The following is a 23421-nucleotide window of genomic DNA, read 5'->3' as shown; positions in this document are numbered from 1 at the left end:
TGTCATCGCCCGGCTTGACCGGGCGATCCAGTACTCCGAGACGACAGTGATCCAATCGAGAAGCCGCGGCGTACTGGATGCCCCGGTCAAGCCGGGGCATGACAGCGGCATGTGTGGCTAGTGTTTGCCGCTACCCCTTCTTCGCCGCCAGCGCGTCCGCCACCGCCGTGCGGATGTCGGCGACCGAGAACGGTTTTGTCACGACGTCGTGCACCAGCGCATTCAGGTTCGAGGCGCGCTCGCGCTGGTCCGCAAAGCCGGTCATCAGCAGGATGGTCAGGTCGGGGAAATCGCGCGCGGCGGAGAGCGCCAGTGCGATGCCGTCCATGATGGGCATCTGGATGTCGGTGAGCAGCAGGTCGAAGGCGCCGTCCTCGCGGGTCAGGATCTCGAGCGCCTCGGCGCCGTCCTGCGCGGTGACGGTCTCGTGGCCGTCCATGGCGATGGCGCGCGCCACCAGCGTGCGCATCGAATCCTCGTCGTCGGCGATCAGGATTTTCGGCATCAGATCAACCTCTGGGGACGAACCTTCCCGTGCAGGACTCTGCAAGCTGATTATACGCTGCCGCCGGCAATGTCGCGCCGGTTGAAGAAGCGAACGTCGATATTGCGGCCCTCGGGCGGCGGCGAGGCGAGGCGAGAGCGGAAGAAGGCGCGCTCGCCGGGCCGCAGCACGGTCTGCTCCAGCACCGTATTCCAGGCATAGATCTCCGCGCCTTGCGCGTCGCGCACGGCAAAGCGCAGCCGCGGGATGTCGAGCGGCTTCTTGCCCTCGCCGACGATCACGCCCTCGATCACCAACACCTGCTTACCGTCCACGGTCTCGCTGGAGAGCTTCACGTCCTTGAAGGCGAGGCCGCGCAAGTTCACCTCGAGCCCTACCATTTTGTAGAACGCCGCCGTCTGCGGCAGCAGCCGCACCATGTCGCCGCGCCAGATCACCAGCCCCAGCACCAGCGCGCCCATGGCGGCGCAGGCGGTCGGCAGGCCGAAATAGGATTTTCGCGGCGCAATGGTGGGTGCCGGGCGGCTGACCCGCGCACCACGGCGGCCGAACAGGCCGCGGAACCAGGACTGATGCTGCGCGCCGACGACCTCCTCTTCGGCCTCGCGGGCCGCCGCTGACCACTCGTCCTCGGTTTCCTTGGCCTCTTCATCGGGCCAGTCGCTGGCGATCGAGGGGCTGTCGACGACAGGCGCATCAGCGGCGCCGTCGTCCTTGGCATAGGAGTTCCACTGCTCGGCGAGGTCGGACTGGTCGTCGGCCTGGCTGGCTGCGGCCATGGCCGGGACGGATGCCTCCTCGATGGCATCCTCGGCATGGGCGATCCAGGTCTCCTTGCAGCGGGAACAGCGGACCGCCCGTCCGTTCGCCCCCAGGCTCGCAAGCTTGATGGCGTAGGATGTCATACAATGAGGGCAGACGATATGCATGGACGAGCCTTGATGCATGAACGAGGACTTGACCATGTATGCTACAGGGCGACCGTTAACGAACCGGAAACCATAACGGCCGCAAAACCCGTTGATCGCGTATGGCGGAGCGCAGCAGTGCGACCCGCGCCCCTCTCGAACGGAGCTGAGCTTGGTTCGGTTCGAAAATGTTGGATTGCGTTACGGTCTGGGGCCGGAGATTCTGCGCGACCTCAGCTTCCAGATCCCGGCGCATTCGTTCCAGTTCCTCACCGGCCCGTCGGGTGCCGGCAAGACCTCGCTGCTGCGCCTGTTGTTCTTGTCGCATCGGCCGACGCGGGGCCTCGTCAATCTGTTTGGTCATGACATCTCGCAGCTCGGCAAGGACGAGATCGCCGACTTGCGCAAGCGCATCGGCATCGTGCTGCAGGATTTCCGCCTGCTCGATCACATGACGACCTATGAGAACGTCGCGCTGCCGTTCCGCGTCATGGGGCGCAGCGAGTCGAGCTATCGCAAGGAGGTGATCGATCTGTTGCGCTGGGTCGGGCTTGGCGAGCGCATGGACGCGCTGCCGCCGATCCTGTCGGGCGGCGAGAAGCAGCGCGCCGCGATCGCGCGCGCCGTGATCTCGCGGCCGCAACTGCTGCTCGCGGACGAGCCGACCGGCAGCGTCGATCCGACGCTCGGACGCCGCCTGCTGCGGCTCTTCATCGAGCTCAACAAATCGGGCACCGCCGTCATCATCGCGACCCACGACATCGGCTTGATGGACCAGTACGAGGCACGGCGGCTCGTGCTGCACCAGGGACGGCTGCACGTCTATGAGTAGGACCGACGAGCGCGGCGTACTGGTCGACCTCGGACAGGAGCGTCCGCAGCTCCCGGCCAAGGCGCGCAACATGTCGCCGATCGTGCCGCGCGCTTCGATCCACGGCCGCGCACTGGTCGCCGTCGTCGCCATCATGACCTTTCTCGCCTCGATGACCACCGGCACGGTGCTGCTGGTCAGCGCCTCCGCCGCCGAATGGCAGTCGGACGTTGCAAGCGAGATCACCATCCAGGTTCGCCCGCAGGTCGGCCGCGATCTCGAACGCGACACCGCCGCCGTGACGGAGGCGATGCGCACGCAAGCCGGCATCGTCGAGGTCAAGCCGTTCAGCAGGGAGGAGAGCGGCAAGCTGCTCGAGCCCTGGCTCGGCACCGGGCTGTCGATGGACGATCTGCCGGTGCCGCGCATGATCATCGCGCGTGTGCAGCCCGGCACGTCGCTCGATCTCGGCAGCTTGCGCGCGCGCGTGACCCAGGTCGCGCCGGGCGCCAGCGTCGACGATCACCGTGCCTGGATCGAGCGGATGCGCTCGATGACCAACGCCACCGTGCTCGCCGGCCTCGGCATCCTTGCGCTCGTCATCATCGCCACCATCATCTCCGTCTCGTTCGCGACGCGCGGCGCCATGGCGGCGAACCGTCCGATCGTCGAGGTGCTGCATTTCGTCGGCGCCGGCGACCGCTACATCGCCAACCACTTCCTGCGTCATTTCCTCAGGCTGGGGCTGGAGGGCGGCTTGATCGGCGGCGGTGCCGCCATGCTGGTGTTCGGCTTCTCCGAGTCGATTGCCGGCTGGTTTTCCGGTACCCCCGTCGGCGACCAGTTCGCCGCGCTGCTCGGCACTTTCTCGCTGCGGCCATCCGGCTACATCGTACTCGCGGTCCAGGCCGTGCTGATCGGCGCCATCACCGCAGTGGCCGCGCGCCAGACGCTGTTTGCGACGCTGAATGATGTGGATTGAAGATGCGCATGGCTGAGTGAAATGTTCGCGGTGAGCTCGCTGCCTTCCCTTCTCGCCTTGTGGGAGAAGGTTGCGCGAAGCGCCGGATGAGGGCTCTCCGTCCAAGCGTGCAAACGTCGATGAGAGTTCGCGGAGAGAACCCCTCGCCCGGCTCTCGCAAGGGGAGGGTGAAGAAACCGGACTCCACTTCGTCTCAAAACGTCATAAAATCACCTCAGGGAAGGGATCACCGACATCACATGACCTCGCCGACCGACGATCGATCGCCGAACCTGCCGCGCGGCTGGCTGCGCGCGGCATTGGTGTCGACGATTGCGTTCGCCTTCGTCGGCGCGGCGGCGGGTTTCATCGCGTTCCTGTCGCAATTGCGCGGCGCCGAGACCGCGCCGGGGCGCAAGGCCGATGGCATCGTGGTGCTGACTGGCGGCTCCTCGCGGGTGTCGGATGCGATGGAGCTGCTCGCTGCTGGCTACGGCAGGCGGCTGCTGATCTCCGGCGTGCATCCGACCTCCACGGCGAACGACATCTCCCGGACCTTGCCGGAGAACCAGTCCTTCATGACCTGTTGCGTCGATCTCGACCGCACCGCCCTCTCGACCCGCGGCAATGCGGCGGAGGCGCGGCGTTGGGCCGAGAGGCGCCGTTTCCAATCGCTGATCGTGGTCACCTCGAACTATCACATGCCGCGCGCGCTGGTGGAGTTCTCGCATGCGATGCCACAGACGACGCTGATCCCGTTCGCGGTGGTCGGTGACAAATGGCGCGAGGAGCCGTGGTGGACCTCGGCGTCCACCTTGCGGCTGCTGCTGTCGGAATATGTCAAGTATATCGCGGCCGAGCTCAGGGTAAGGCTGGAGAATTTCGGGATTGACCTTTCGCCCGAGATGTCGGAGCAGCCTGCAAGCGTGCAGCCGAAGCGGCCCAACACTGCACAGGCCAATTGATCGGCAAATTGATCGGCAAATTAACTGGATCGTCGATGTTCCTGATTTTCCTGCGCTCGCTGGTGTTCAACGTGCTGTTCTACGCCGTGCTGGTGTGCCTCGCGATCGTGGCGCTGCCGACCTTCGCATTGCCGCCTCGCGCGATGCTGACGGTTGCGGCGTGGTGGGCGAAGGCGACGCTGGTCCTGATGCGCGTGGTCTGCAACATCAAGGTGGAATTCCGGGGTACGGAGAAGATTCCGCAGGGGCCGCTGGTGATCGTGGCGAAGCATCAGTCGTTCTGGGAGACCTTCGTGCTGCCGGGCTTCTTCGATCGCCCGATCTTCATCCTCAAGCGTCAGCTGATGCAGATCCCGATATTCGGTCAGTTCCTGGTCAAGACCGGAATGATCGCGATCGACCGCAATGCCGGGGTGAAGGCGCTGCTCGACATGACGCGCCGGGCACGCGAGGCGGTGCGCAGCGGAAAGCAGCTCGTGATCTTTCCGGAAGGCACGCGCCGCGCGCCGGGCGCACCGCCCGACTACAAGACCGGCTTTGCGCAGATCTATTCGTCCTGCGGCGTGCCGTGTCTGCCGATCGCGCTCAACTCCGGCCTGTTCTGGCCCCGCCGCACCTTCATGCGTTATCCCGGCACGCTGGTGGTCGAATTCCTCGATCCGTTGCCATCAGGCCTGCCGAAGGACGAGTTTCTCTCCCGTGTGCAGACGGCCATCGAGGACGCCACCAACCGCCTCGTCGAAGCGGGCCGGAAGGAGCAGGAGCAGTTGATCGGCTCGTCGCCGAGCTATGCGCCGACTGGCGGCTAGCGGTTTTCGCGGTCTTCGGCGGGCGCGGGCAGGGAATGTGCATCACCGTGCAGCATCAATGCGAGCTGATGCAGCTGCGTGTCGCGAAAGCCTTCGGCCTCGATCGCCTTCACCGTCGCCGTCACGTAATCGCGGTTCGCGCCGGACTGGCCGTGGCCCTGGATAACATGGCGATGCTGCTCGGCGAGCGAGAGCCGGCCGGCATACTGGACATGGCCGCGATCCACGACATAGGCGAGCGCGGAGACGCGCTGCCGTGCATCGTTCTCCAGCCATACCGAGCGCATCACCTCGCGATAGACCGACGTCACCTGCTCGCGCGCGCGCAGGTAAGCGACGACCTCAGCGCGGTTCTTCTCCGCGACGCGGAAGGCGATGCCGCGGCAGGCGCCGCCACGATCGAGCCCGAGGACCAGGCCCGGCTTCTCCGGCGTGCCGCGATGGACGAAGGAATAGACGCAGAGCGCGCGGTGCTCGCCGACCAGCCGCGCCGGGGCGCGCTCCTCGAATGCGAAGCCCGGCCGCCATATCAGCGAGCCGTAGCCGAACACCCAGAGGTCGCCGTTGGCTGTGGTGACGGAGGGGAGGGTAATTTCCGACATTTCGGGCACGGCTACCAGAACCGCGCCCCCAAGCGAAGCGAATTCTCCGCCTTTCGTCGCAGGCGGGCCTCGCTTACATTTGCCTGAATCTGGGGTCAAAGGGTCGCCGCATGTCCAATATGACCGTTGCCGCAGGCCGCCGCTCCCGTTGGGGCCTTTTCATCGCACCCGTTCTCGTCCTGATCCTCGCCGTGGCGTGGAGCTGCTTCTGGTTCTATGCGGCGTCGCAGGCCGAAATCGCCGCCCACGCCTGGCGGGCGCAGGAGGCCAAGGCGGGCCGCATCTATGATTGCGCCAAGCGCTCGATCGTCGGCTTCCCGTTCCGCTTCGAGGTCCAGTGCTCCGGCGCCAGCGTCGCCCTGGTCTCGCAGAATGCGAGCCAGACGCCGTTCACGGCGAAGCTCGACAACATCCTGGTCGTCGCCCAGGTCTACGATCCCAAGCGCGTCATCGCCCAATTCTCCGCACCCGCGACCCTGACCGACGGCGTCACGCAAAACACCTTCGTGGTGAACTGGAGTAACGGTCGCGCCAGCGTGGCCGGCCTGCCGGCCGTGCCGGATCGCGCCTCCATCGTGTTCGACGATCCCACCCTCAACCGGCTCGACGGCAGCGTGCAGGTGCCGCTTGCGCGCGCCAAGCAGGTCGAGTTGCACGGCCGCCTCGCTGAGGGATCGCCGGCCGATCATCCTGTGATCGAGACCGTGCTCCATGTCGCGCAGGGCAGCATCCAGGGCGTTCATCCCCTGCTCGCCGAGCCATTCGAGGCGGACACGCGTGCCAAGGTCACCGGCCTGTCCGACCTGACGCCAAAGCCCTGGCCGCAGCGCTTCCGCGAGATCCAGGCCGCCGGCGGTCACATCGAGATCGTGCAGTCGCGGATCCAGCAGGGCGAGATGATCGCGATCGCGGCCGGCACGCTCGGCATCTCCACCAACGGCCGGCTCGACGGCGAATTGCAGATGACGGTGACGGGCCTCGAGCGCGTGATCCCGGCGCTCGGCATCGAGAAGATGCTGGAGGAGGGCGTGCCGCAGGCGACGCTCGACCGCGTCGCGCCGGGTGTGAAGTCGCAGGATCTCAACAACCTCTTCGGTGCGCTCGACCGCGCCGTGCCCGGCCTCGGCAAGGTCATCAAGCAGAACGCCAATGCCGGCGTTGCCGCCGGCATCAACTCGATCGGCACCGAGAGCACGCTGGAAGGCAAGAAGGCGAGAAGCTTCCCGCTGAAGTTCGTCGACGGCGCCGTGCTGCTCGGCCCGGTCAAGGTTGGCCAGATCCCGCCGCTGTATTAGTTGTTCTCGTAGCCCGGATGGAGCGAAGCGCAATCCGGGAGAGCGCCAACCGTATCGAAGAACCCCGGATTACGCTTGCGCTCCATCCGGGCTACTTCAGCTTTACGGCTTCTTGCCGAGCTGCCCGTGCTGCCGGCCGAAATCCGCCGCCGCCGAATCCTGGCCGATCTCGACGATGCCGCGGCGGATGGCGCGGGTGCGGGTGAAGTGGTCGAACAGCGCTTCGCCGTCGCCGCGGCGGATCGCGCGGGTGAGCTTTGCCAGATCCTCGGTGAAGGTGCCGAGCATCTCCAGCACGGCCTCCTTGTTGGCGAGGAAGACGTCGCGCCACATCGTCGGGTCGGATGCGGCGATGCGGGTGAAATCGCGAAAGCCGCCGGCGGAGAACTTGATGACCTCGGATTCCGTCACCTGCGCCAGCTCGTCGGCGGTGCCGACGATGGTGTAGGCGATCAGATGCGGCAGATGGCTGGTGATGGCGAGCACGAGATCGTGATGATCCGGCGTCATGACCTCGACCTTGGCGCCCATCGCCGCCCAGAACGCGCGCAGGCGATCGGTGGCCGCGGCGTCGACGCCTTCGGGCGGGGTGAGAATGCACCAGCGGTTGATGAAGAGCTCGGCGAAACCTGAATCCGGACCCGAATGCTCGGTGCCCGCGACCGGATGCGCCGGCACGAAATGAACGGTCTTCGGCAGGTGCGGCGCCATGTCCCTGACGATCGCGCCCTTGACCGAGCCGACGTCGGAGATAACAGCGCCTGGCTTCAGGTGCGCGGCGATCTCCTGGGCCACAGGTCCGCAGGCGCCGACGGGAATGCAGAGGATGACGAGATCGGCATCCTTCACCGCTTCCGCATTGGTAGCCACGACCTGGTCGACGATGCCGAGCTCCATCACCCGCGCGCGCGTCTTCTCCGAGCGCGCGGTGGTGACGATCTCGCCCGCCAGGCCCTGGAGCTTCGCAGCGCGCGCGATCGAGCCGCCGATCAGGCCGAAGCCGATCAGCGCGACACGCTGGAAGTGCGGATCCGCGCTCATTTGCCGGCCACGAAGTCGCGCAAGGCATCGACCACGAGGCGATTGGCTTCCTCGGTGCCGATGGTCATGCGCAGCGAATGCGGCAGGCCGTAGTTCTTCAACGCGCGCAACACCAGGCCGCGCTTGGTGAGGAAGGCGTCGGCGTCATCAGCGGACTTGCCCTTGTCGGTCGGGAAGTGGATCAGCACGAAATTGGCGACGCTCGGCGTCACCTTCAGTCCGAGCTTGCCGATCTCCTCGGTGAGCCAGTTGCGCCAGGTCTCGGTGAACTGCTTCGACATCGCCTGGTGCGCTGTGTCCTCGATCGCGGCGACCGCGGCATACATCGCCGGCGTCGACACGTTGAAGGGACCGCGGATGCGGTTGACGGCGTCGATGATGTGCTCGGGGCCGAACATCCAGCCGATGCGCAGCGCCGCGAGGCCGTGGATCTTGGAGAATGTGTGCGTCACCACCGTATTCTCGGTGGTGGCGACGAGCTCGATCCCCATCTCGTAATCGTTGCGCGAGACGTAATCGCAATAGGCGGCATCCAGCACCAGCAGCACGTGCGAGGGCAGGCCGGCGCGCAGCCGCTTGACCTCGTCGAACGGCACATAGGTCCCGGTCGGATTGTTCGGGTTGGCGAGCCAGACCAGCTTGGTGCGCGGCGTCACGGCTTTCAGGATGGCGTCGACGTCGCAGGTGAGGTTGGTCTCCTGCGCGACGACATTCTTGGCACCGACCGCCATGGTCGCGATCGGGTAGACCAGGAAGCCGTGCGTGGTCGAGATCGCCTCGTCGCCCTGGCCGAGATAGGTGTGAGCGAGCAGGTTGAGGATCTCGTCCGAGCCGGCGCCGCAGATGATGCGGTTGGGATCGAGCCCGAAGGAACGGCCGATCGCCTCGCGCAGCACGCGCGAGGTTCCTTCCGGATAGTCCTCCAGATGGTCCGCCACGCGCTTGAACGCCTCGATCGCCTTGGGCGAGGGCCCGAACGGCGTCTCGTTGGCCGAGAGCTTGAATACCTTGCGGCCCGGCTCGGCGACCGGGCTCTTGCCGGGCGTGTAGGGCGCAATATCGAGAATGCCGGGATTCGGCACGGGGCGGGACATCTTCAACTCCGAAAATGGCGGGGCGTGGCGCGCGGTTTACGATTTCGCCCCGGTCGGGGGCACCGTATAGCGCGTTGCGTGGCTGCCGACGAGGGCCGTGGAGCGAACCGAGGCCCCCGCCTCGATCAGGGCAGCCCTGATTTTGTCGATGCTGGTCGCACCCGTGACCGAGACCAGCAGCGCCGCGCCGTCGAAGGCGGTGTCGGGCACCGCCACGATCTCGGCGAGCGGAGACAGGGCACGCGCGACCTCGGCGTTCCATCCCGAGACGCGCACGCTGAAGGTCTCGACCTCCGTCACCAAAGCGCTGTCGGCGACGCGCGAGATTGCGAACACCGGCAGTGCGGCCGGATGGTCGGCGCGCTCGACGAAGGGCAGACGCGCGATGATTTTTGGCGCGCCTTCTTGCTCGAGCGAGAGCCACCAGGGCGTGCGGCTTGAGGTCGCCGAAACCAGCGCCAGATCGCCCTTGGACTTCGCCACCGCTTCGACCGCGGCCTGCGCGCTGAAATGCGCGACGTAGGGCACCGTAAAACCAAAATGGAAGCGCGCGGAATCGCGCATCGCCGGCTCGCTCACGGAGATGTCGGCATGCACGGAGAACGGCGCCTGCACATAGGTGAAGGTCGAGATGATGACGCGCCAGATGCTCTCGACCGTGTCGAGCGGCAGGATGCCGCGATGGCGCTGCACGAGGTCGCGCATCATCGCGGCCTCGCGCGCCGGGCGGAACGCGGAGCCGACCTCCTGGGTCTGCTTCACCTGGATCAGGCGGTCGATGATGTCGCCGCGCTGCATGAGGAGGCGATGCATGCCCTCGTCGATCGCGTCGATCTCCTTGCGCAGTTCCTGCAGCGATGGTGGCGCGGGCGGGCGTTGGGACATGTCTTGGCTGTCGATCGTTTCGATTGGGGGATGCCCTGATTAGGCAGTCGGGGCGGCGAAAGCAAAGAGAAATCACGTCCTTTTCGGTCGACGCGACAGAGGCGAATTGAGCCGATCCCGGCCGCGACTTGACGAAAACCGCCCAAGACGGTAGCTTTTGCCCGTTCCGTGGTCATTTGAGCCGGCCGGCTTGCAGCCACGTTAAAAAACTCGCTAAACAGGCCGGGGACGCTTCCGATCCCGGCCGAACCTATCGTTCAGGCCGGGTTTTTCATGGCCTGATGCAAGTGGCGATCAAGCGTTTGATCGCAAACGAGGTCGATGGTCAGATGGGTGGCGTCAAGTCGATACCGAGTCCTGCGATCAGCGCCGACGAGCGATCGCACGAGGTGGATCATCCGAGCTCGCAGGTCGCGCATTTCGGCACCGAGCAGCCGCTGCGGCTCGATTGCGGCGTCGATCTCACCCCGTTCCAGATCGCCTACCAGACCTATGGCGAGCTCAACGCCGATCGCTCCAACGCCGTTCTGATCTGCCATGCGCTGACCGGCGATCAGCATGTCGCCAATGTGCATCCCGTCACCGGCAAGCCCGGCTGGTGGGAGACGCTGGTCGGCCCCGGCCGCCCCATTGATCCCAAGCACTACTTCATCATCTGCTCCAACGTGATCGGCGGCTGCATGGGCTCGACCGGGCCGGCATCCATCAATCCGTCCACCGGCAAGGTCTGGGGTCTGGATTTCCCTGTCATCACCATCCCCGACATGGTGCGCGCGCAGGCGATGCTGGTCGACCGGCTCGGCATCGACACGCTGTTTGCGGTCGTCGGCGGCTCGATGGGCGGCATGCAGGTGCTGCAATGGACCGCCGCCTATCCTGCCCGCGTGTTCTCTGCGTTGGCGATTGCCTGCTCGACGCGGCACTCCGCGCAGAACATCGCCTTCCACGAGCTCGGCCGCCAGGCCGTGATGGCCGATCCCGATTGGCATGGGGGCGGCTATGCTGATCACGGCATTCATCCGCATCGCGGGCTCGGGGTCGCGCGAATGGCGGCACACATCACCTATCTCTCGGACGCCGCGCTGCATCGCAAGTTCGGCCGGCGCATGCAGGACCGCGAGCTGCCGACCTTCTCGTTCGATGCGGATTTCCAGGTCGAGAGCTATCTGCGCTACCAGGGCTCCTCCTTCGTCGAGCGCTTCGACGCCAACTCCTATCTCTATCTGACGCGCGCGATGGACTATTTCGACATCGCCGCCGACCATGGCGGCGTGCTGGCGAAGGCGTTCGCCGATATCAAGACGCGCTTCTGCGTGGTCTCGTTCACCAGCGATTGGCTCTTCCCGACCTCGGAATCGCGCGCGCTGGTGCACGCGCTGAACGCCTCGAGCGCGCGGGTGTCGTTCGCCGAGATCGAGACCGATCGCGGGCATGACGCCTTCCTGCTCGACGTGCCCGAATTCTTCGATATCTCCCGCGCCTTCCTGCAATCGGCAGGCAAGGCCCGCGGACTGAAGGATAGCTAAGATGTCCGTGCAGGAAGTCTTGCCGCTCGGCGGCGTTGCGACCGGCCAGTCCGGCGATTTTCGCGCCGATTATCGGCTAGTGGCCGAAATGGTGAAGCCGGGCTCGAAGGTGCTCGACGTCGGCTGCGGCGAGGGCGATCTGCTCCAGTTGCTGGAGACCCGCGGCATCGACGGCCGCGGCATCGAATTGTCGCGCGAGGGCGTCAACCGCTGCGTCGCCAAGGGTCTTGCGGTGGTGCAGGGCGATGCCGACACCGACCTCGTCAATTATCCGGATGACGCCTTCGACTACGTGATCCTGTCGCAAACGCTGCAGGCGACGCGGCAGCCGCGGGTGGTGCTGGAGAATCTGCTGCGCATCGGCCGCCGCGCCATCGTCTCGTTCCCGAATTTCGGCTTCTGGAAGATGCGGCTCCAGCTCCTGATCGGCGGCCACATGCCCCGCACCGAGAATTTGCCGGCGACCTGGTACGACACCGCCAACATCCATTTCTGCACCATCAAGGATTTCGTGCAGCTCTGCGACGAGATCAACGTCAAGATGGAGCGCTCGGTCGCACTCGATCTCTATGGCCGCCCGGTGCCGCTGAACCTGCCGTGGTGGGTGTGGAATATGTTCGGCGAGCAGGGCGTGTTTTTGCTGAGCAGGGGCGGCGGGAAGTAGTAGTTGCTCGTCATTGCGAGGAGCCCTTGCGACGAAGCAATCCAGACTGTTTCCGCTGAGGTAGTCTGGATTGCTTCGCTGCGCTCGCAATGACCGAGTAAGCGGTTATAGCGGTGCCTAGTGCGCCGCCAGCGACCTCGGATCGCGCACCGGCCATCTTCCCGCTTCCACCAGCGTCACGAACCGCTCGACGCTTTCGTTGAACAGCGCGGGTTCTTCCAGATTGAGCACGTGGCCCGATTTCGGAAACATCGCCAGCCCCGCCGCGGGCAGATGCTTCTTCAGGAACAGGCTCGGCCCAACGCAGGGATCGTCCTCGTCGCCGCAGATGATCAGCGCCGGCGTCGTCGCCTTCTTGATCGCATCCGTCATCGTGTAGATCGAGGGGCGCCCGCCCTGGAAGCCGCGCATCGTGTGCGCCGATCCCTTGGCGTCATGCCGCGCCAGCGCGGCGTAGAAATCGGCGTGCCCGCGCGGATCCTTCACCAGAAAGGGAATCCGGCTCGGCGCCTCGCGTGTGACTTTCGCGACCTCGGCGGAGCCCAGCGTCTCGTACTGCTCGGCATTGGCGCGGCATTGCTTGCGCCAGGCGTCGAGGTTCTCGAGCTCCGAGCCGGAGCCGACGCCGGCCAGCGTCATCGACAGCGCACGTTGTGGCGCGTTCAATCCGATCTGGAGCGATGAGTAGGCGCCCATCGACAGGCCGACGAGATGTGCGCGCTCGATCTCGAGATGATCGAGCACCGCGAGCGCGTCGGTGTAGAAGTGCTTGTAGCTGTAGACCTCGCCATCAGGCACGTCCGACGGCGTGTAGCCGCGCGCGGAATAAGTGATGCAGCGGTGGCCGCGCGAGAAGTAGCGCATCTGCGGCTCCCAATTGGTGTAGTCGGCCGCGAATTCGTGCAGAAAAATTATCGGCGTGCCCGCGCCCGCTTCCTCGAAATAGATGCGGACGTCGTCCGTGGTCGTGGCGTGGGGCATTAACTGTTTCCCTCTCTTCAAGCCGCCTATTCAGGATCGCAGTTAATGTCGTTGTCCGCAATGCGGCGGCATCAGGAGAGCATCGGCGCAAAATCATCGCAGCCATTCGCCGGCGCGGCGTCTTTTTCTCGCCACATCGGGCGGCTTAACGGCCAGACGCATGTCGGCCACAGCACGGGTCGACCTGGAAGTGGGGGTGTCAACGAAGGATGAGTAATGTTTGAGTTGTTTGCGTCTCGCCTGTCGCGTTGTGTCGTCGCGCTGGCGCTTTTCTTCGCGGCGGTTGCCGCGTTCATTTCTCCGGCCTCAGCGCGGCCGCATCATCGTCATAGCGCAGAGCGGCACGCTTACGTGCACCACGGCAGACATCATCATTACCGCCACCATGCACGCAGCTCGCGCTTCGAGCGCGGCGCGGCGCAGTTGCAGGCGGGCGGATTCGGCAACACCTTTGCCAGCTATGACCCGAACGCCAATAGCCCCGGTGTTGCCATGAGCGGCAATGGTGAAACGATCATTAGAGGCAGCGGTCGAATGGCCACGGGCGGTAGCCATCGAATGGCTATGCGCGGTAGCGATGGAATGGCCACAGGCGCGAACGGCGGCATGGCCGGTAGCGGCATGAGCAACAGCGGCTTCGGCGGTGGATCGGGCCTCGTCTCGGAGGCGCGCCGCTATGTCGGCAGCAATCCGACCGGGCGCGGCAGCCTGTGGTGCGCGCGCTTCATGAACATGGTGCTGCAGCACACCGGCCATCAGGGCACGGGATCGGACATGGCGAGCTCGTTCGCGCGTTACGGCACGCGCGTCTCCGGTCCGCAGGTCGGCGCAATCGCGGTGATGTCGCGCGGCCGTCGCGGCGGCCATGTCGGCATCATCACCGGCATCGACGCGCAGGGCAATCCGATCATGATCTCCGGCAACAACGGCAATCGCGTCCGAGAGGCGCCGGTCTCGCGCGGCCGGATTTATGCGTATGTGATGCCGAACTAGCCATGGAGCCGTAGGGTGGGCAAAGGCGCGAAGCGCCGTGCCCACCAGCGGTGTGTCAGCATTCGAGAACGAAGTGGTGGGCACGCTTCGCTTTGCCCACCCTACGGCAGCTCAGATGAGCTTCGGCTCTTCCATCGCAACCGCATCGCCCATGCCGATGTCGCCGTTGGCGATCACCTCGGCATAGATGCCGCAGTCCATGTGGCCGAGATGGCGCGAGAGCGTGGGCGGGATTTCGAGATCGCGCTTGCCGGTCTCGGGATCGACATTGGTGGCAGGGCAGCGGACGATGCGCTTGACCACTTTCAGCCGGGCCTGCCCGATCGCGAGCGTCTGGCCGACGAGATCGAGCTCCGACCAGGCCGGCCAGCCCTTCACGTAGAGATTGGCGCGGAAGCGCAGCGGATGCACGGCAGTGCCGCCCAGCATGGCCTCGATGGCGCGGACACTGCCGAGATTGATGATGGAGACGACCTTGCGGGCGACATCGGAGAAGCTGTGGTCGCGGCCGGACAGCACCTTCGGAGGCCCCTTCAGCTCTGGCTGAAAGTTCTCCGTGAAGTAGCGCTCGATGGCAGCGCGCCCGGCTGCGGTCTCCAGATCGCCGCTGGCGACGCTCTGGCCGTCCCTGCGGATGGTCAACACATTGGTGGCGTCGTCGAAACGGCTGTCGAGCTCAGCGAGCCGCTCGTTGCGCGCCAGCATCAGAAACTGGATTTTCGGCTTCCATTCGGGCGCATCAGGGTCGAACCCGCTCGGGCCGTTCTCGATGGCATAGCGGCGGTCGGCGGGTAGGGTCTGGCCCGCCCGCAAGGGGGCGTGGCGCAGGGACTCGGGCGTCAGGCCCTTGATCGGGTAGCGGTAGAGGCCGGTGATCTCGGCGGTGCGGCTGGCTGTCATGCCGCTACTTAAGGGATTCGACCCGGACCCGCCAAGCTGGCGGATCAGCGCACGAAATTGTGAAGGCGCCTCTTTCGCATCCGCAACCAGCTTCCCACATCTGCGTCAGGCCGGCGCAATGTCGGCAAAATACGACCGTTACCGGTTGAGAAACGTCAATGCGGTAATTGGAAACCCAATGAAGATGCCGTTTGGGGTGCCTTAGAGGGCCCCGAGGGCAGGCCGAGGGACAGAAAAGATGAATATCGACAAATATACCGAACGCTCCAGGGGCTTCGTCCAGTCTGCGCAGTCGCTCGCGATGCGCGAGGGGCACCAGCAGTTTTCCACACTGCACGTGCTGAAGGTTCTGCTGGACGACAATGAGGGCCTCGCTTCCGGCCTGATCGACCGCGCCGGCGGCAATTCCCGCGCAATTCTCAAGGCGACCGAGGACGCCCTGAACAAGGTGCCGAAGGTCTCCGGCGGCGGTGCCGGGCAGATCTATCTGGCGCCCGAACTCGCCCGCACCTTCGACGCGGCCGAAAAGGCCGGTGAGAAGGCCGGCGACAGCTTCGTCACCGTCGAGCGGCTGCTGCTCGGCCTCGCGCTGGAAAAGACCAGCGAGGCGGGTACGATCCTGAGCAAGGGCGGCGTCACCCCTCAAAACCTCAACGCGGCGATCGAGGCGCTGCGCAAGGGCCGCACGGCTGATAGCGCGACCGCCGAGAACGCCTATGACGCGCTGAAGAAATATGCCCGCGACCTGACACAGGCTGCGCGCGACGGCAAGCTCGATCCGGTCATCGGCCGCGACGAGGAGATCCGCCGTACCATCCAGGTGCTGTCGCGACGAACCAAGAACAATCCCGTCCTGATCGGTGAGCCCGGCGTCGGCAAGACCGCCATCGCCGAAGGCCTTGCGCTGCGGATCGTCAACGGCGACGTGCCGGAGAGCCTGAAGGACAAGAAGCTGCTGTCGCTGGACCTCGGCGCGCTGATCGCCGGCGCCAAGTATCGCGGTGAGTTCGAGGAACGGCTGAAGGCCGTGCTTCAGGAGGTCACCGGCAGTGAAGGCACCTTCATCCTGTTCATTGATGAGATGCATACGCTGATCGGCGCCGGCAAAGGCGATGGCGCGATGGACGCCTCCAACCTGCTCAAGCCGGCGCTCGCCCGCGGCGAGTTGCACTGCATCGGCGCGACCACGCTCGACGAGTACCAGAAGCACGTCGAGAAGGATGCCGCGCTGGCCCGGCGCTTCCAGCCGATCTTCGTCAGCGAGCCCTCGGTCGAGGACACCATCTCGATCCTGCGCGGCCTGAAGGACAAGTACGAGCAGCACCACGGCGTGCGGATCACCGATTCCGCGCTTGTGGCCGCGACGACGCTGTCCAACCGCTACATCACCGACCGCTTCCTGCCCGACAAGGCGATCGACCTGATGGATGAGGCCGCCGCGCGGCTGAAGATGCAGGTCGATTCCAAGCCGGAAGAGCTGGATTCGCTGGATCGCGAGATCATCCGGCTCAAGATCGAGCAGGAGGCCCTGAAGAAGGAAAGCGATCCCGGCTCCAAGACCCGGCTCCAGACCCTGGAGAAGGACCTCGCCGAGCTCGAGGAGAAGTCTGCGGCGCTGACGGCGCGCTGGAGCGCGGAGAAGAACAAGCTCTCCGATGCCCAGAAGCTGAAGTCCGAGCTCGACGGCTTGCGTGTCGAGCTTGCCAATGCGCAGCGGCGCGGCGAATTCCAGAAGGCCGGCGAGCTGGCCTACGGCCGGATCCCCGAGCTCGAGAAGCAGCTTGCGGATATCGAGGCGCGCGAAGGCTCCGGCGAGATGATGGAGGAGGCGGTCACCGCCAACCACATCGCGCAGGTGGTCTCGCGCTGGACCGGTGTGCCCGTCGACAAGATGCTGGAAGGCGAGAAGGAGAAGCTCCTGAAGATGGAGGAGCAGCTCGGCACCCGCGTCGTCGGCCAAGCCGAGGCCGTGCGTGCGGTCGCAACCGCCGTGCGCCGTTCGCGCGCTGGCCTGCAGGACCCGAACCGCCCCACCGGCTCGTTCATGTTCTTAGGCCCCACCGGCGTCGGCAAGACCGAGCTGACCAAGGCGCTCGCGGAGTACCTGTTCAACGACGAGACCGCGATGGTCCGCCTCGACATGTCCGAATACATGGAGAAGCACTCGGTCTCGCGGCTGATCGGCGCGCCTCCGGGCTATGTCGGCTATGACGAGGGCGGTGCGCTCACCGAAGCGGTGCGGCGCCGGCCTTATCAGGTGGTGCTGTTCGACGAGATCGAGAAGGCGCATCCTGACGTCTTCAACGTCCTGTTGCAGGTGCTCGACGACGGCCGCCTGACCGACGGCCAGGGCCGCACCGTCGATTTCCGCAACACGCTGATCATCATGACCTCGAATCTTGGTTCGGAGTTCCTGGTGAACCAGCCGGAGGGCGAGGACACCTCGGCCGTGCGCGAGCAGGTGATGGGAATGGTGCGCGGGCATTTCCGCCCCGAATTCCTCAACCGCGTCGACGAGATCATCCTGTTCCACCGCCTGCAGCGGAGCGAGATGGGCCGGATCGTCGAGATCCAGTTCGCGCGACTGCAGAAGCTCCTCACCGACCGCAAGATCGTGCTGAGCCTCGATGCCGCCGGTCGCGACTGGCTCGCCGCCAAGGGCTGGGATCCCGCCTACGGCGCAAGGCCGCTGAAGCGCGTGATCCAGCGCCATCTCCAGGATCCGCTCGCCGAGATGATCCTGGCCGGCGACGTCAGGGACGGCGACAGCGTCGCGATCTCGTCCGAAGGCAACGTGCTGACCTTCAACGGCAAGGCGCCGCAGACCGCCGAGATCGCGCAGTTCGAGGCGCCGGTGCCGAAGCGCAAGCTGAACTGAACGCGGGCGTTCGACGCCTGAAACGACAAGCCGCCCCGGAGAGGTCAGCCTCTCCGGGGCGGTTTGTTTTGCTGGTCCGCTGAGTGACTGCGGATGCGAAGGCTGTTCGGGGCGTCAATCATCGCGATGCAGCCTTGCCGGAATATGCACGCTATCTACAATTTTGACGCACTGCACGCAAAGAGAGTGTTGTGCATAAGTTACACGGTAAGCGATTTAGCGCTATGCGTGTGCGAATCTTCTTTAACAACTGGCCACGCCGTCGCCCTTGCGCGAATAGAGATCGCCGGCGAGAGCGCCGCGCCGGCGACGCTGCCGGCGAACAGATGGCCGGCCTTCGGATCGTGTTTGGAGATGTCAGCCGATGGCCGATGGCCGACTTACCGGTTGGTGACCTGCAGCGGGCCGCCGGTCGCATCCGACATCCGGGCGATGGCGCCGCCGCGGCCGCTCATCATGCCCTCGAGCCGGTCGCGCTCCTTCTCGAAGCCTGCGAGCATCGGGCCCTCGAGCGAACGGCCGCGCGGCAGCTTCACGCGCATCGGGTCGACGAAACGGCCGTTGACCAGGATCTCGTAGTGGACATGGGGGCCGGTCGACTGGCCCGTCGAACCGACGAAGCCGATCACCTGGCCCTGGCGCACCTTCTTGCCCGCCTCCATGCCCTTGGCGAAAGCCGACATGTGACCGTAGGCGGTCTCGTAGCCGTTGGAATGCTTGATGCGGATGTATTTGCCGTAGCCGCCCTCGGGGCCGGCCTTCTCGATCAGGCCGTTGCCGGAGGCGAAGATGGGCGTGCCGTAGGCGGTGGCCCAGTCGACGCCGGTGTGCATCTTCACATAGCCGAGGATCGGGTGGCGGCGGCCGCCGAAGCCGGAGCGCATGATGGCGTTGTTGACCGGCTTTCTGACCAGGAACTTCTTCGCGCTCTTGCCGGTCTCGTCGTAGTAGTCGACCACGCCGTCGTCGGGGCTCTGGTAGCGGTAGTATTTCTTGGTCTCGCCGCCGACGGTGAGGGAGGCGAACAGCACGTCGTTCTTTTCGATCGAGGTCACGCCCTCGTCTTCGCCGGCGTAGAACACGTCGAAGGAATCGCCCGGCTGCACCTTGCGCTGGAAATCGACGTCGTAGGAGTAGATCTTGATCATGTCCTCGATGACCGGCATCGGCACCTTGTTGCGCATCGCGGTCTCGTAGATGCTCTGGTACAGCCGCACGCCGGAGCCGTCATCGTCGTCATCGTCGTCGCTGTTGGCGTTGGCCGCAGCGTCCGCGACGGTGTTCATGCTGGAGACGTCGACCGCGACGTATTTGCCGAGATCGGACAGCGCCGCGATCGCCTCGACCATGGTCTCGTTGGCGACGACGACACGGTAGGGCTGGAGGCGGCCGCCGGGGCTCGCGGGCGCCATCAGGATGCGGAGCTTCTCGCCTTCCTTGAGGCCGCCGTCGCGGCCGCGGGGGCCGAGCGTCGCGGTGATCGCCTTGATCTCATCGGCGTTCGCGCCGAGATCGCGCAGCACGCCGGCGACGCTGTCGCCCTTCTTGACCAGATGGACGCGTTCGCCGTTGGGATTGCCGCCGGTGATCTGCTCCTTTGTCTTGGGCAGCAGCGTGACGTTTTCCGGTACCACGCGCGTCTCGAAGCCGGCATAGGGATCGGACGGCGAGGCTTCGGAGGCGTAGGCGGTTCTGATGTCGGAGGGGCCGGTCGCGCCGGAGATGTCGGCGGCGGCATTGGCGAGCGATGCGTAGCGCACCCCGCCATTGCCGCGCCAATTGGCGGCGTCGCGCACCCGCATCAGGATGTCGTCGAGCGCCACCACCGCCGAAATCTTGGCCTTCGGCAGCACCGGCGACAGGTCCTTGGTGACGAAGGAGACTTCCGCGTCGGGCTCGACGGCTTCCGGATTGTTGGGGTCTTCCGCTGCCGTCTTCGGATCGGAGCCGACATCGGTAAGCAGGCGCTGGGCGTTGAACGGCGGAATCTTCGCCGACAGATCGCTCGTCGTCATCGACAGATTGCCGGCGATCCGCACGAACGGGCGCACCCGCATCACGTCGCGGTTGCCGACGCGGGCAACCGTGGAGACGCGCACGATGTTGCGGGACGCGGTGGATTCGTTCGGTGGCGGCAGGCGGTCGCTCTTGTGCAGCGTGGCGGCGCGATCGGCGCCGCCGAATGCACCGCGTAGCGCGCCCTCGACCCGCTCCGGCACCTTGGCGAAGGTCATTTCGCCGTCGAGAGATGCGAAAACGGCGCCGCCGATCAGGGCCGCGCCGCAGAGTCCGGTCAGAATCGTCCCGCTGAACCATTGCACCGAGACGCGGCGGCGGTCGATCACGGCGGCTTCAGAACCATCGACGGATAGCGGCGGCTCGTGGCCGAGATCGATGATCCCGGTCTCACGCCCGTAAGCGCCGCGTGACGTCCTGTGGTTCACTCAAGTCCCCCAATCAACGACCCAAGAAGCCCGCTTCGAACCTTGTCCTGGTCGCCCTCTTGAAGGGGGATCGCCGGAAAAGGCAAGCCGCACTGGCGTCCGCGCTCAGGAGGCCCCTTGGATGGGGCCGGCCGAAATTACGAACAGCTGGACGGGTAAAGCTCTCTCGATGTCTCTCGAATGTCCGGGGAAGGCTGCGTCATCTGCAAGATCGCCTTCCTCTGACCCCATGAAAACCGCCGGCAGCCCCCTCTGGCATCCCCCGCGATTCAAGCTTGTCTCTTATCAGAACGCCGCGGGATTGTGGCTCAAGTACGGCGCCTGTCATGGAAAAAGTTTCCTGAACGGCCGGCCGTAAAGGGCCCCCGTCTGACTGGGCAAGCGCAGCCTAGCCCGACCTAAGCGGGCCTCTCGATCCGGCTTGGGGTGTCCGGCCGGGGATCGTCGGGCTTGGGCCAGGAGCCTCCCGGCTGGGAGAAGCGGGGGCGCCCGGAAGGGTGAAGGGGAGGGGCCCGGGAGGGGACTTAAAGCGCCCTCCGGAGCCCGCCGGCGGGCAAACTTTTTTTTCAGATTTTTTGCCGTCCTGCCCCGGTCGCCACGCTCCACGCCTCGCTAATTGATTGGAAACGCTGGAATTTTTTCCACGATCCACCGTGCGACGATTTGTTGACAATGGGCGTTGACAATCCCGAGTGCGGGGGCCTATAACCCGACCACTGAGCGCGGCGCCGCCGGGTCACTGACCAAGGCGAGCGAACGCGCCACTGATGCTCCTCACCTTGTTGAGTGACACAACAGTCGACGTAAGTCGATTGGAGTTCATTCATCGTCGGTAAGGGTGTCGGAACCCTTCCTCTCAGGAAGGTTGAGGCCTCCACGGTCTCGGGCTGTTTGACAAGTGAAGATGAAGAAAGAGAAACGTGGACGGCGGAGTCCTTGCGGGTCTCGCTTTTGAAAAGCTTCGGCTTTTCTGATCGAGACCGGACGAAAGACTTCGGCGGTACACGTTTTAAAGGAAACACCATCGTTGCCAGCGATGTGAATCGCAGGCAGCTCGGCGACTTCGGTCGTCGGAAAAATGGTGGGACCTCGTCAAACGTTGTGATCAGCCGGTTCAAAGTTCAAGTCCAACTTGAGAGTTTGATCCTGGCTCAGAGCGAACGCTGGCGGCAGGCTTAACACATGCAAGTCGAGCGGGCGTAGCAATACGTCAGCGGCAGACGGGTGAGTAACGCGTGGGAACGTACCTTTTGGTTCGGAACAACACAGGGAAACTTGTGCTAATACCGGATAAGCCCTTACGGGGAAAGATTTATCGCCGAAAGATCGGCCCGCGTCTGATTAGCTAGTTGGTGAGGTAATGGCTCACCAAGGCGACGATCAGTAGCTGGTCTGAGAGGATGATCAGCCACATTGGGACTGAGACACGGCCCAAACTCCTACGGGAGGCAGCAGTGGGGAATATTGGACAATGGGGGCAACCCTGATCCAGCCATGCCGCGTGAGTGATGAAGGCCCTAGGGTTGTAAAGCTCTTTTGTGCGGGAAGATAATGACGGTACCGCAAGAATAAGCCCCGGCTAACTTCGTGCCAGCAGCCGCGGTAATACGAAGGGGGCTAGCGTTGCTCGGAATCACTGGGCGTAAAGGGTGCGTAGGCGGGTCTTTAAGTCAGGGGTGAAATCCTGGAGCTCAACTCCAGAACTGCCTTTGATACTGAAGATCTTGAGTTCGGGAGAGGTGAGTGGAACTGCGAGTGTAGAGGTGAAATTCGTAGATATTCGCAAGAACACCAGTGGCGAAGGCGGCTCACTGGCCCGATACTGACGCTGAGGCACGAAAGCGTGGGGAGCAAACAGGATTAGATACCCTGGTAGTCCACGCCGTAAACGATGAATGCCAGCCGTTAGTGGGTTTACTCACTAGTGGCGCAGCTAACGCTTTAAGCATTCCGCCTGGGGAGTACGGTCGCAAGATTAAAACTCAAAGGAATTGACGGGGGCCCGCACAAGCGGTGGAGCATGTGGTTTAATTCGACGCAACGCGCAGAACCTTACCAGCCCTTGACATGTCCAGGACCGGTCGCAGAGATGTGACCTTCTCTTCGGAGCCTGGAACACAGGTGCTGCATGGCTGTCGTCAGCTCGTGTCGTGAGATGTTGGGTTAAGTCCCGCAACGAGCGCAACCCCCGTCCTTAGTTGCTACCATTTAGTTGAGCACTCTAAGGAGACTGCCGGTGATAAGCCGCGAGGAAGGTGGGGATGACGTCAAGTCCTCATGGCCCTTACGGGCTGGGCTACACACGTGCTACAATGGCGGTGACAATGGGATGCTAAGGGGCGACCCTTCGCAAATCTCAAAAAGCCGTCTCAGTTCGGATTGGGCTCTGCAACTCGAGCCCATGAAGTTGGAATCGCTAGTAATCGTGGATCAGCACGCCACGGTGAATACGTTCCCGGGCCTTGTACACACCGCCCGTCACACCATGGGAGTTGGTTTTACCTGAAGACGGTGCGCTAACCCGCAAGGGAGGCAGCCGGCCACGGTAGGGTCAGCGACTGGGGTGAAGTCGTAACAAGGTAGCCGTAGGGGAACCTGCGGCTGGATCACCTCCTTTCTAAGGATGGTTCTTCAGAAGCTTGCTTCTATCGAACCGTTTTAGAAACATCAGTGGCCAACAGATCGCCAGATCGTTGAGCTGCATTGGCGGGATTTCGCCGTCTACGTTTCTCTTTCTTCGCGGACGAACACGCGCTGGGGCTGCAAGCTGCAGAATCCCTGGTCCTTAACAGGATATGCGTTAGGGGCTTGTAGCTCAGTTGGTTAGAGCGCGCGCTTGATAAGCGTGAGGTCGGAAGTTCAAGTCTTCCCAGGCCCACCACTTTCATCGAGTGAGCATTCGTCTTCTGGTTACGGGGCCATAGCTCAGCTGGGAGAGCGCGTGCTTTGCAAGCATGAGGTCGTCGGTTCGATCCCGTCTGGCTCCACCAGATGGTTTGATCACCGAGATCTTGTACCGTCGTCCGCGAACATCACTTCGCACTTACTAGTCTGGATAGACAGTAAGCTGCGTGATTTCTGACATCGTAAAGAGGAGATCGATCCGAGTTGGATCGTGCGGCAAGCAATTGCCACGCGAGACTTCATTATCTCCGGATC

Annotated in this window: 18 protein-coding genes, 2 tRNA genes, 1 rRNA gene and 1 riboswitch; of the genes, 12 read left to right on the top strand and 9 right to left on the bottom strand. The window is 64.3% G+C overall.

The genetic code is table 11. The features are described 5' to 3' along the window. Nucleotides 1–130: 130 nt before the first annotated feature. On the bottom strand, nucleotides 131–505 hold the full coding sequence (locus IVB26_RS34685; protein WP_028139933.1) for a response regulator: 375 nt from the start codon (nucleotides 503–505) through the stop codon (nucleotides 131–133). A 50-nt stretch (nucleotides 506–555) separates the two neighbouring features. Beyond that, nucleotides 556–1434 carry an MJ0042-type zinc finger domain-containing protein gene (locus IVB26_RS34680; protein WP_247969435.1) on the bottom strand — a complete coding sequence of 293 codons (879 nt, stop codon included), beginning with the start codon at nucleotides 1432–1434 and terminating at the stop codon, nucleotides 556–558. Nucleotides 1435–1585: 151 nt separating this feature from the next. Here IVB26_RS34680 and ftsE point away from each other — a divergent pair, with 151 nt between their 5' ends. The 4 genes from ftsE (at nucleotide 1586) to IVB26_RS34660 (ending at nucleotide 4959) form a co-directional block, all read left to right on the top strand. Next, entirely contained in the window at nucleotides 1586–2245 is a 660-nt protein-coding gene (gene ftsE / locus IVB26_RS34675; RefSeq protein ID WP_063694655.1) for a cell division ATP-binding protein FtsE, read from the top strand. After that, the gene (locus IVB26_RS34670) at nucleotides 2238–3206 is read left to right on the top strand and encodes a cell division protein FtsX (protein WP_247969434.1); all 969 of its coding nucleotides are present in this window, start codon (nucleotides 2238–2240) and stop codon (nucleotides 3204–3206) included. Before ftsE ends, IVB26_RS34670 begins: the two co-directional genes overlap by 8 nt. A gap of 239 nt (nucleotides 3207–3445) precedes the next feature. Then, nucleotides 3446–4150, top strand: a complete 705-nt coding sequence (locus tag IVB26_RS34665) for a YdcF family protein (RefSeq protein ID WP_247969433.1) — start codon at nucleotides 3446–3448, stop codon at nucleotides 4148–4150. A 35-nt stretch (nucleotides 4151–4185) separates the two neighbouring features. Beyond that, entirely contained in the window at nucleotides 4186–4959 is a 774-nt protein-coding gene (locus IVB26_RS34660) for a lysophospholipid acyltransferase family protein (RefSeq protein WP_247969432.1), read from the top strand. Here the strand turns inward: IVB26_RS34660 and IVB26_RS34655 are convergent. After that, nucleotides 4956–5561, bottom strand: coding sequence for a gamma-glutamylcyclotransferase (locus IVB26_RS34655; RefSeq protein ID WP_247969431.1), 606 nt, complete (start codon nucleotides 5559–5561; stop codon nucleotides 4956–4958). The genes IVB26_RS34660 and IVB26_RS34655 overlap by 4 nt on opposite strands. 110 nt (nucleotides 5562–5671) lie before the next feature. On the opposite strand from IVB26_RS34655, the gene IVB26_RS34650 reads away from it, so the two are divergent. Beyond that, a complete protein-coding gene (locus tag IVB26_RS34650; protein WP_247969430.1) occupies nucleotides 5672–6856 on the top strand; it encodes a DUF2125 domain-containing protein in 1185 nt (394 codons plus the stop codon). 102 nt (nucleotides 6857–6958) lie between these two features. Here IVB26_RS34650 and IVB26_RS34645 read toward each other — a convergent pair whose 3' ends face one another. The 3 genes from IVB26_RS34645 to IVB26_RS34635 are packed head-to-tail and all read right to left on the bottom strand — an operon-like array spanning nucleotide 6959 to nucleotide 9876. After that, the gene (locus IVB26_RS34645) at nucleotides 6959–7897 is read right to left on the bottom strand and encodes a prephenate/arogenate dehydrogenase family protein (protein WP_247969429.1); all 939 of its coding nucleotides are present in this window, start codon (nucleotides 7895–7897) and stop codon (nucleotides 6959–6961) included. Further along, nucleotides 7894–8991 carry a histidinol-phosphate transaminase gene (gene hisC / locus IVB26_RS34640; protein ID WP_247969428.1) on the bottom strand — a complete coding sequence of 366 codons (1098 nt, stop codon included), beginning with the start codon at nucleotides 8989–8991 and terminating at the stop codon, nucleotides 7894–7896. The genes IVB26_RS34645 and hisC overlap by 4 nt, the downstream gene beginning before the upstream one ends. A 36-nt stretch (nucleotides 8992–9027) precedes the next feature. Further along, nucleotides 9028–9876: a chorismate mutase gene (locus IVB26_RS34635; RefSeq protein ID WP_246921941.1), complete on the bottom strand. Its 849-nt coding sequence runs from the start codon at nucleotides 9874–9876 to the stop codon at nucleotides 9028–9030. A gap of 158 nt (nucleotides 9877–10034) precedes the next feature. Further along, a riboswitch (SAM riboswitch) is annotated at nucleotides 10035–10114 on the top strand. A gap of 91 nt (nucleotides 10115–10205) precedes the next feature. Here IVB26_RS34635 and metX point away from each other — a divergent pair. Both metX and metW read left to right on the top strand, forming a co-directional pair. Continuing rightward, on the top strand, nucleotides 10206–11402 hold the full coding sequence (gene metX / locus IVB26_RS34630; RefSeq protein ID WP_247973346.1) for a homoserine O-acetyltransferase MetX: 1197 nt from the start codon (nucleotides 10206–10208) through the stop codon (nucleotides 11400–11402). Nucleotide 11403: 1 nt separating this feature from the next. Further along, complete coding sequence (metW, locus tag IVB26_RS34625) at nucleotides 11404–12066, top strand: methionine biosynthesis protein MetW (RefSeq protein ID WP_247310433.1); 663 nt, start codon at nucleotides 11404–11406, stop codon at nucleotides 12064–12066. A gap of 117 nt (nucleotides 12067–12183) precedes the next feature. Here the strand turns inward: metW and IVB26_RS34620 are convergent, their stop codons facing one another. Then, a complete protein-coding gene (locus IVB26_RS34620; protein WP_247969427.1) occupies nucleotides 12184–13047 on the bottom strand; it encodes an alpha/beta fold hydrolase in 864 nt (287 codons plus the stop codon). A 216-nt stretch (nucleotides 13048–13263) separates the two neighbouring features. Here IVB26_RS34620 and IVB26_RS34615 point away from each other — a divergent pair, with 216 nt between their 5' ends. After that, nucleotides 13264–14040, top strand: coding sequence for a TIGR02594 family protein (locus tag IVB26_RS34615; RefSeq protein ID WP_247969426.1), 777 nt, complete (start codon nucleotides 13264–13266; stop codon nucleotides 14038–14040). A 111-nt stretch (nucleotides 14041–14151) separates the two neighbouring features. On the opposite strand, the gene IVB26_RS34610 is transcribed toward IVB26_RS34615, so the two are convergent. Then, entirely contained in the window at nucleotides 14152–14940 is a 789-nt protein-coding gene (locus IVB26_RS34610; protein WP_247969425.1) for an MOSC domain-containing protein, read from the bottom strand. A gap of 238 nt (nucleotides 14941–15178) precedes the next feature. Between IVB26_RS34610 and clpB the strand changes: the two genes are divergently transcribed. Beyond that, entirely contained in the window at nucleotides 15179–17818 is a 2640-nt protein-coding gene (gene clpB / locus IVB26_RS34605; protein WP_247969424.1) for an ATP-dependent chaperone ClpB, read from the top strand. Between the two features lie 380 nt (nucleotides 17819–18198). On the opposite strand, the gene IVB26_RS34600 is transcribed toward clpB, so the two are convergent. Beyond that, entirely contained in the window at nucleotides 18199–20262 is a 2064-nt protein-coding gene (locus tag IVB26_RS34600) for a M23 family metallopeptidase (RefSeq protein ID WP_247969423.1), read from the bottom strand. Between the two features lie 1128 nt (nucleotides 20263–21390). On the opposite strand from IVB26_RS34600, the gene IVB26_RS34595 reads away from it, so the two are divergent. The 3 genes from IVB26_RS34595 to IVB26_RS34585 all read left to right on the top strand — a co-directional run bounded on the left by IVB26_RS34595 (nucleotide 21391) and on the right by IVB26_RS34585 (nucleotide 23252). After that, nucleotides 21391–22879: ribosomal RNA gene (locus IVB26_RS34595) — 16S ribosomal RNA — on the top strand. A gap of 187 nt (nucleotides 22880–23066) precedes the next feature. Next, nucleotides 23067–23143, top strand: a tRNA-Ile gene (locus tag IVB26_RS34590). Nucleotides 23144–23176: 33 nt separating this feature from the next. Continuing rightward, nucleotides 23177–23252, top strand: a tRNA-Ala gene (locus tag IVB26_RS34585). Nucleotides 23253–23421 lie beyond the last annotated feature (169 nt).

Origin of the sequence: Bradyrhizobium sp. 195, from assembly GCF_023101665.1 — a bacterium.
Taxonomy (GTDB): domain Bacteria; phylum Pseudomonadota; class Alphaproteobacteria; order Rhizobiales; family Xanthobacteraceae; genus Bradyrhizobium.
Note: the sequence above shows the minus strand (reverse complement) of the source record. Positions and strands in the feature narration are given on the sequence as shown.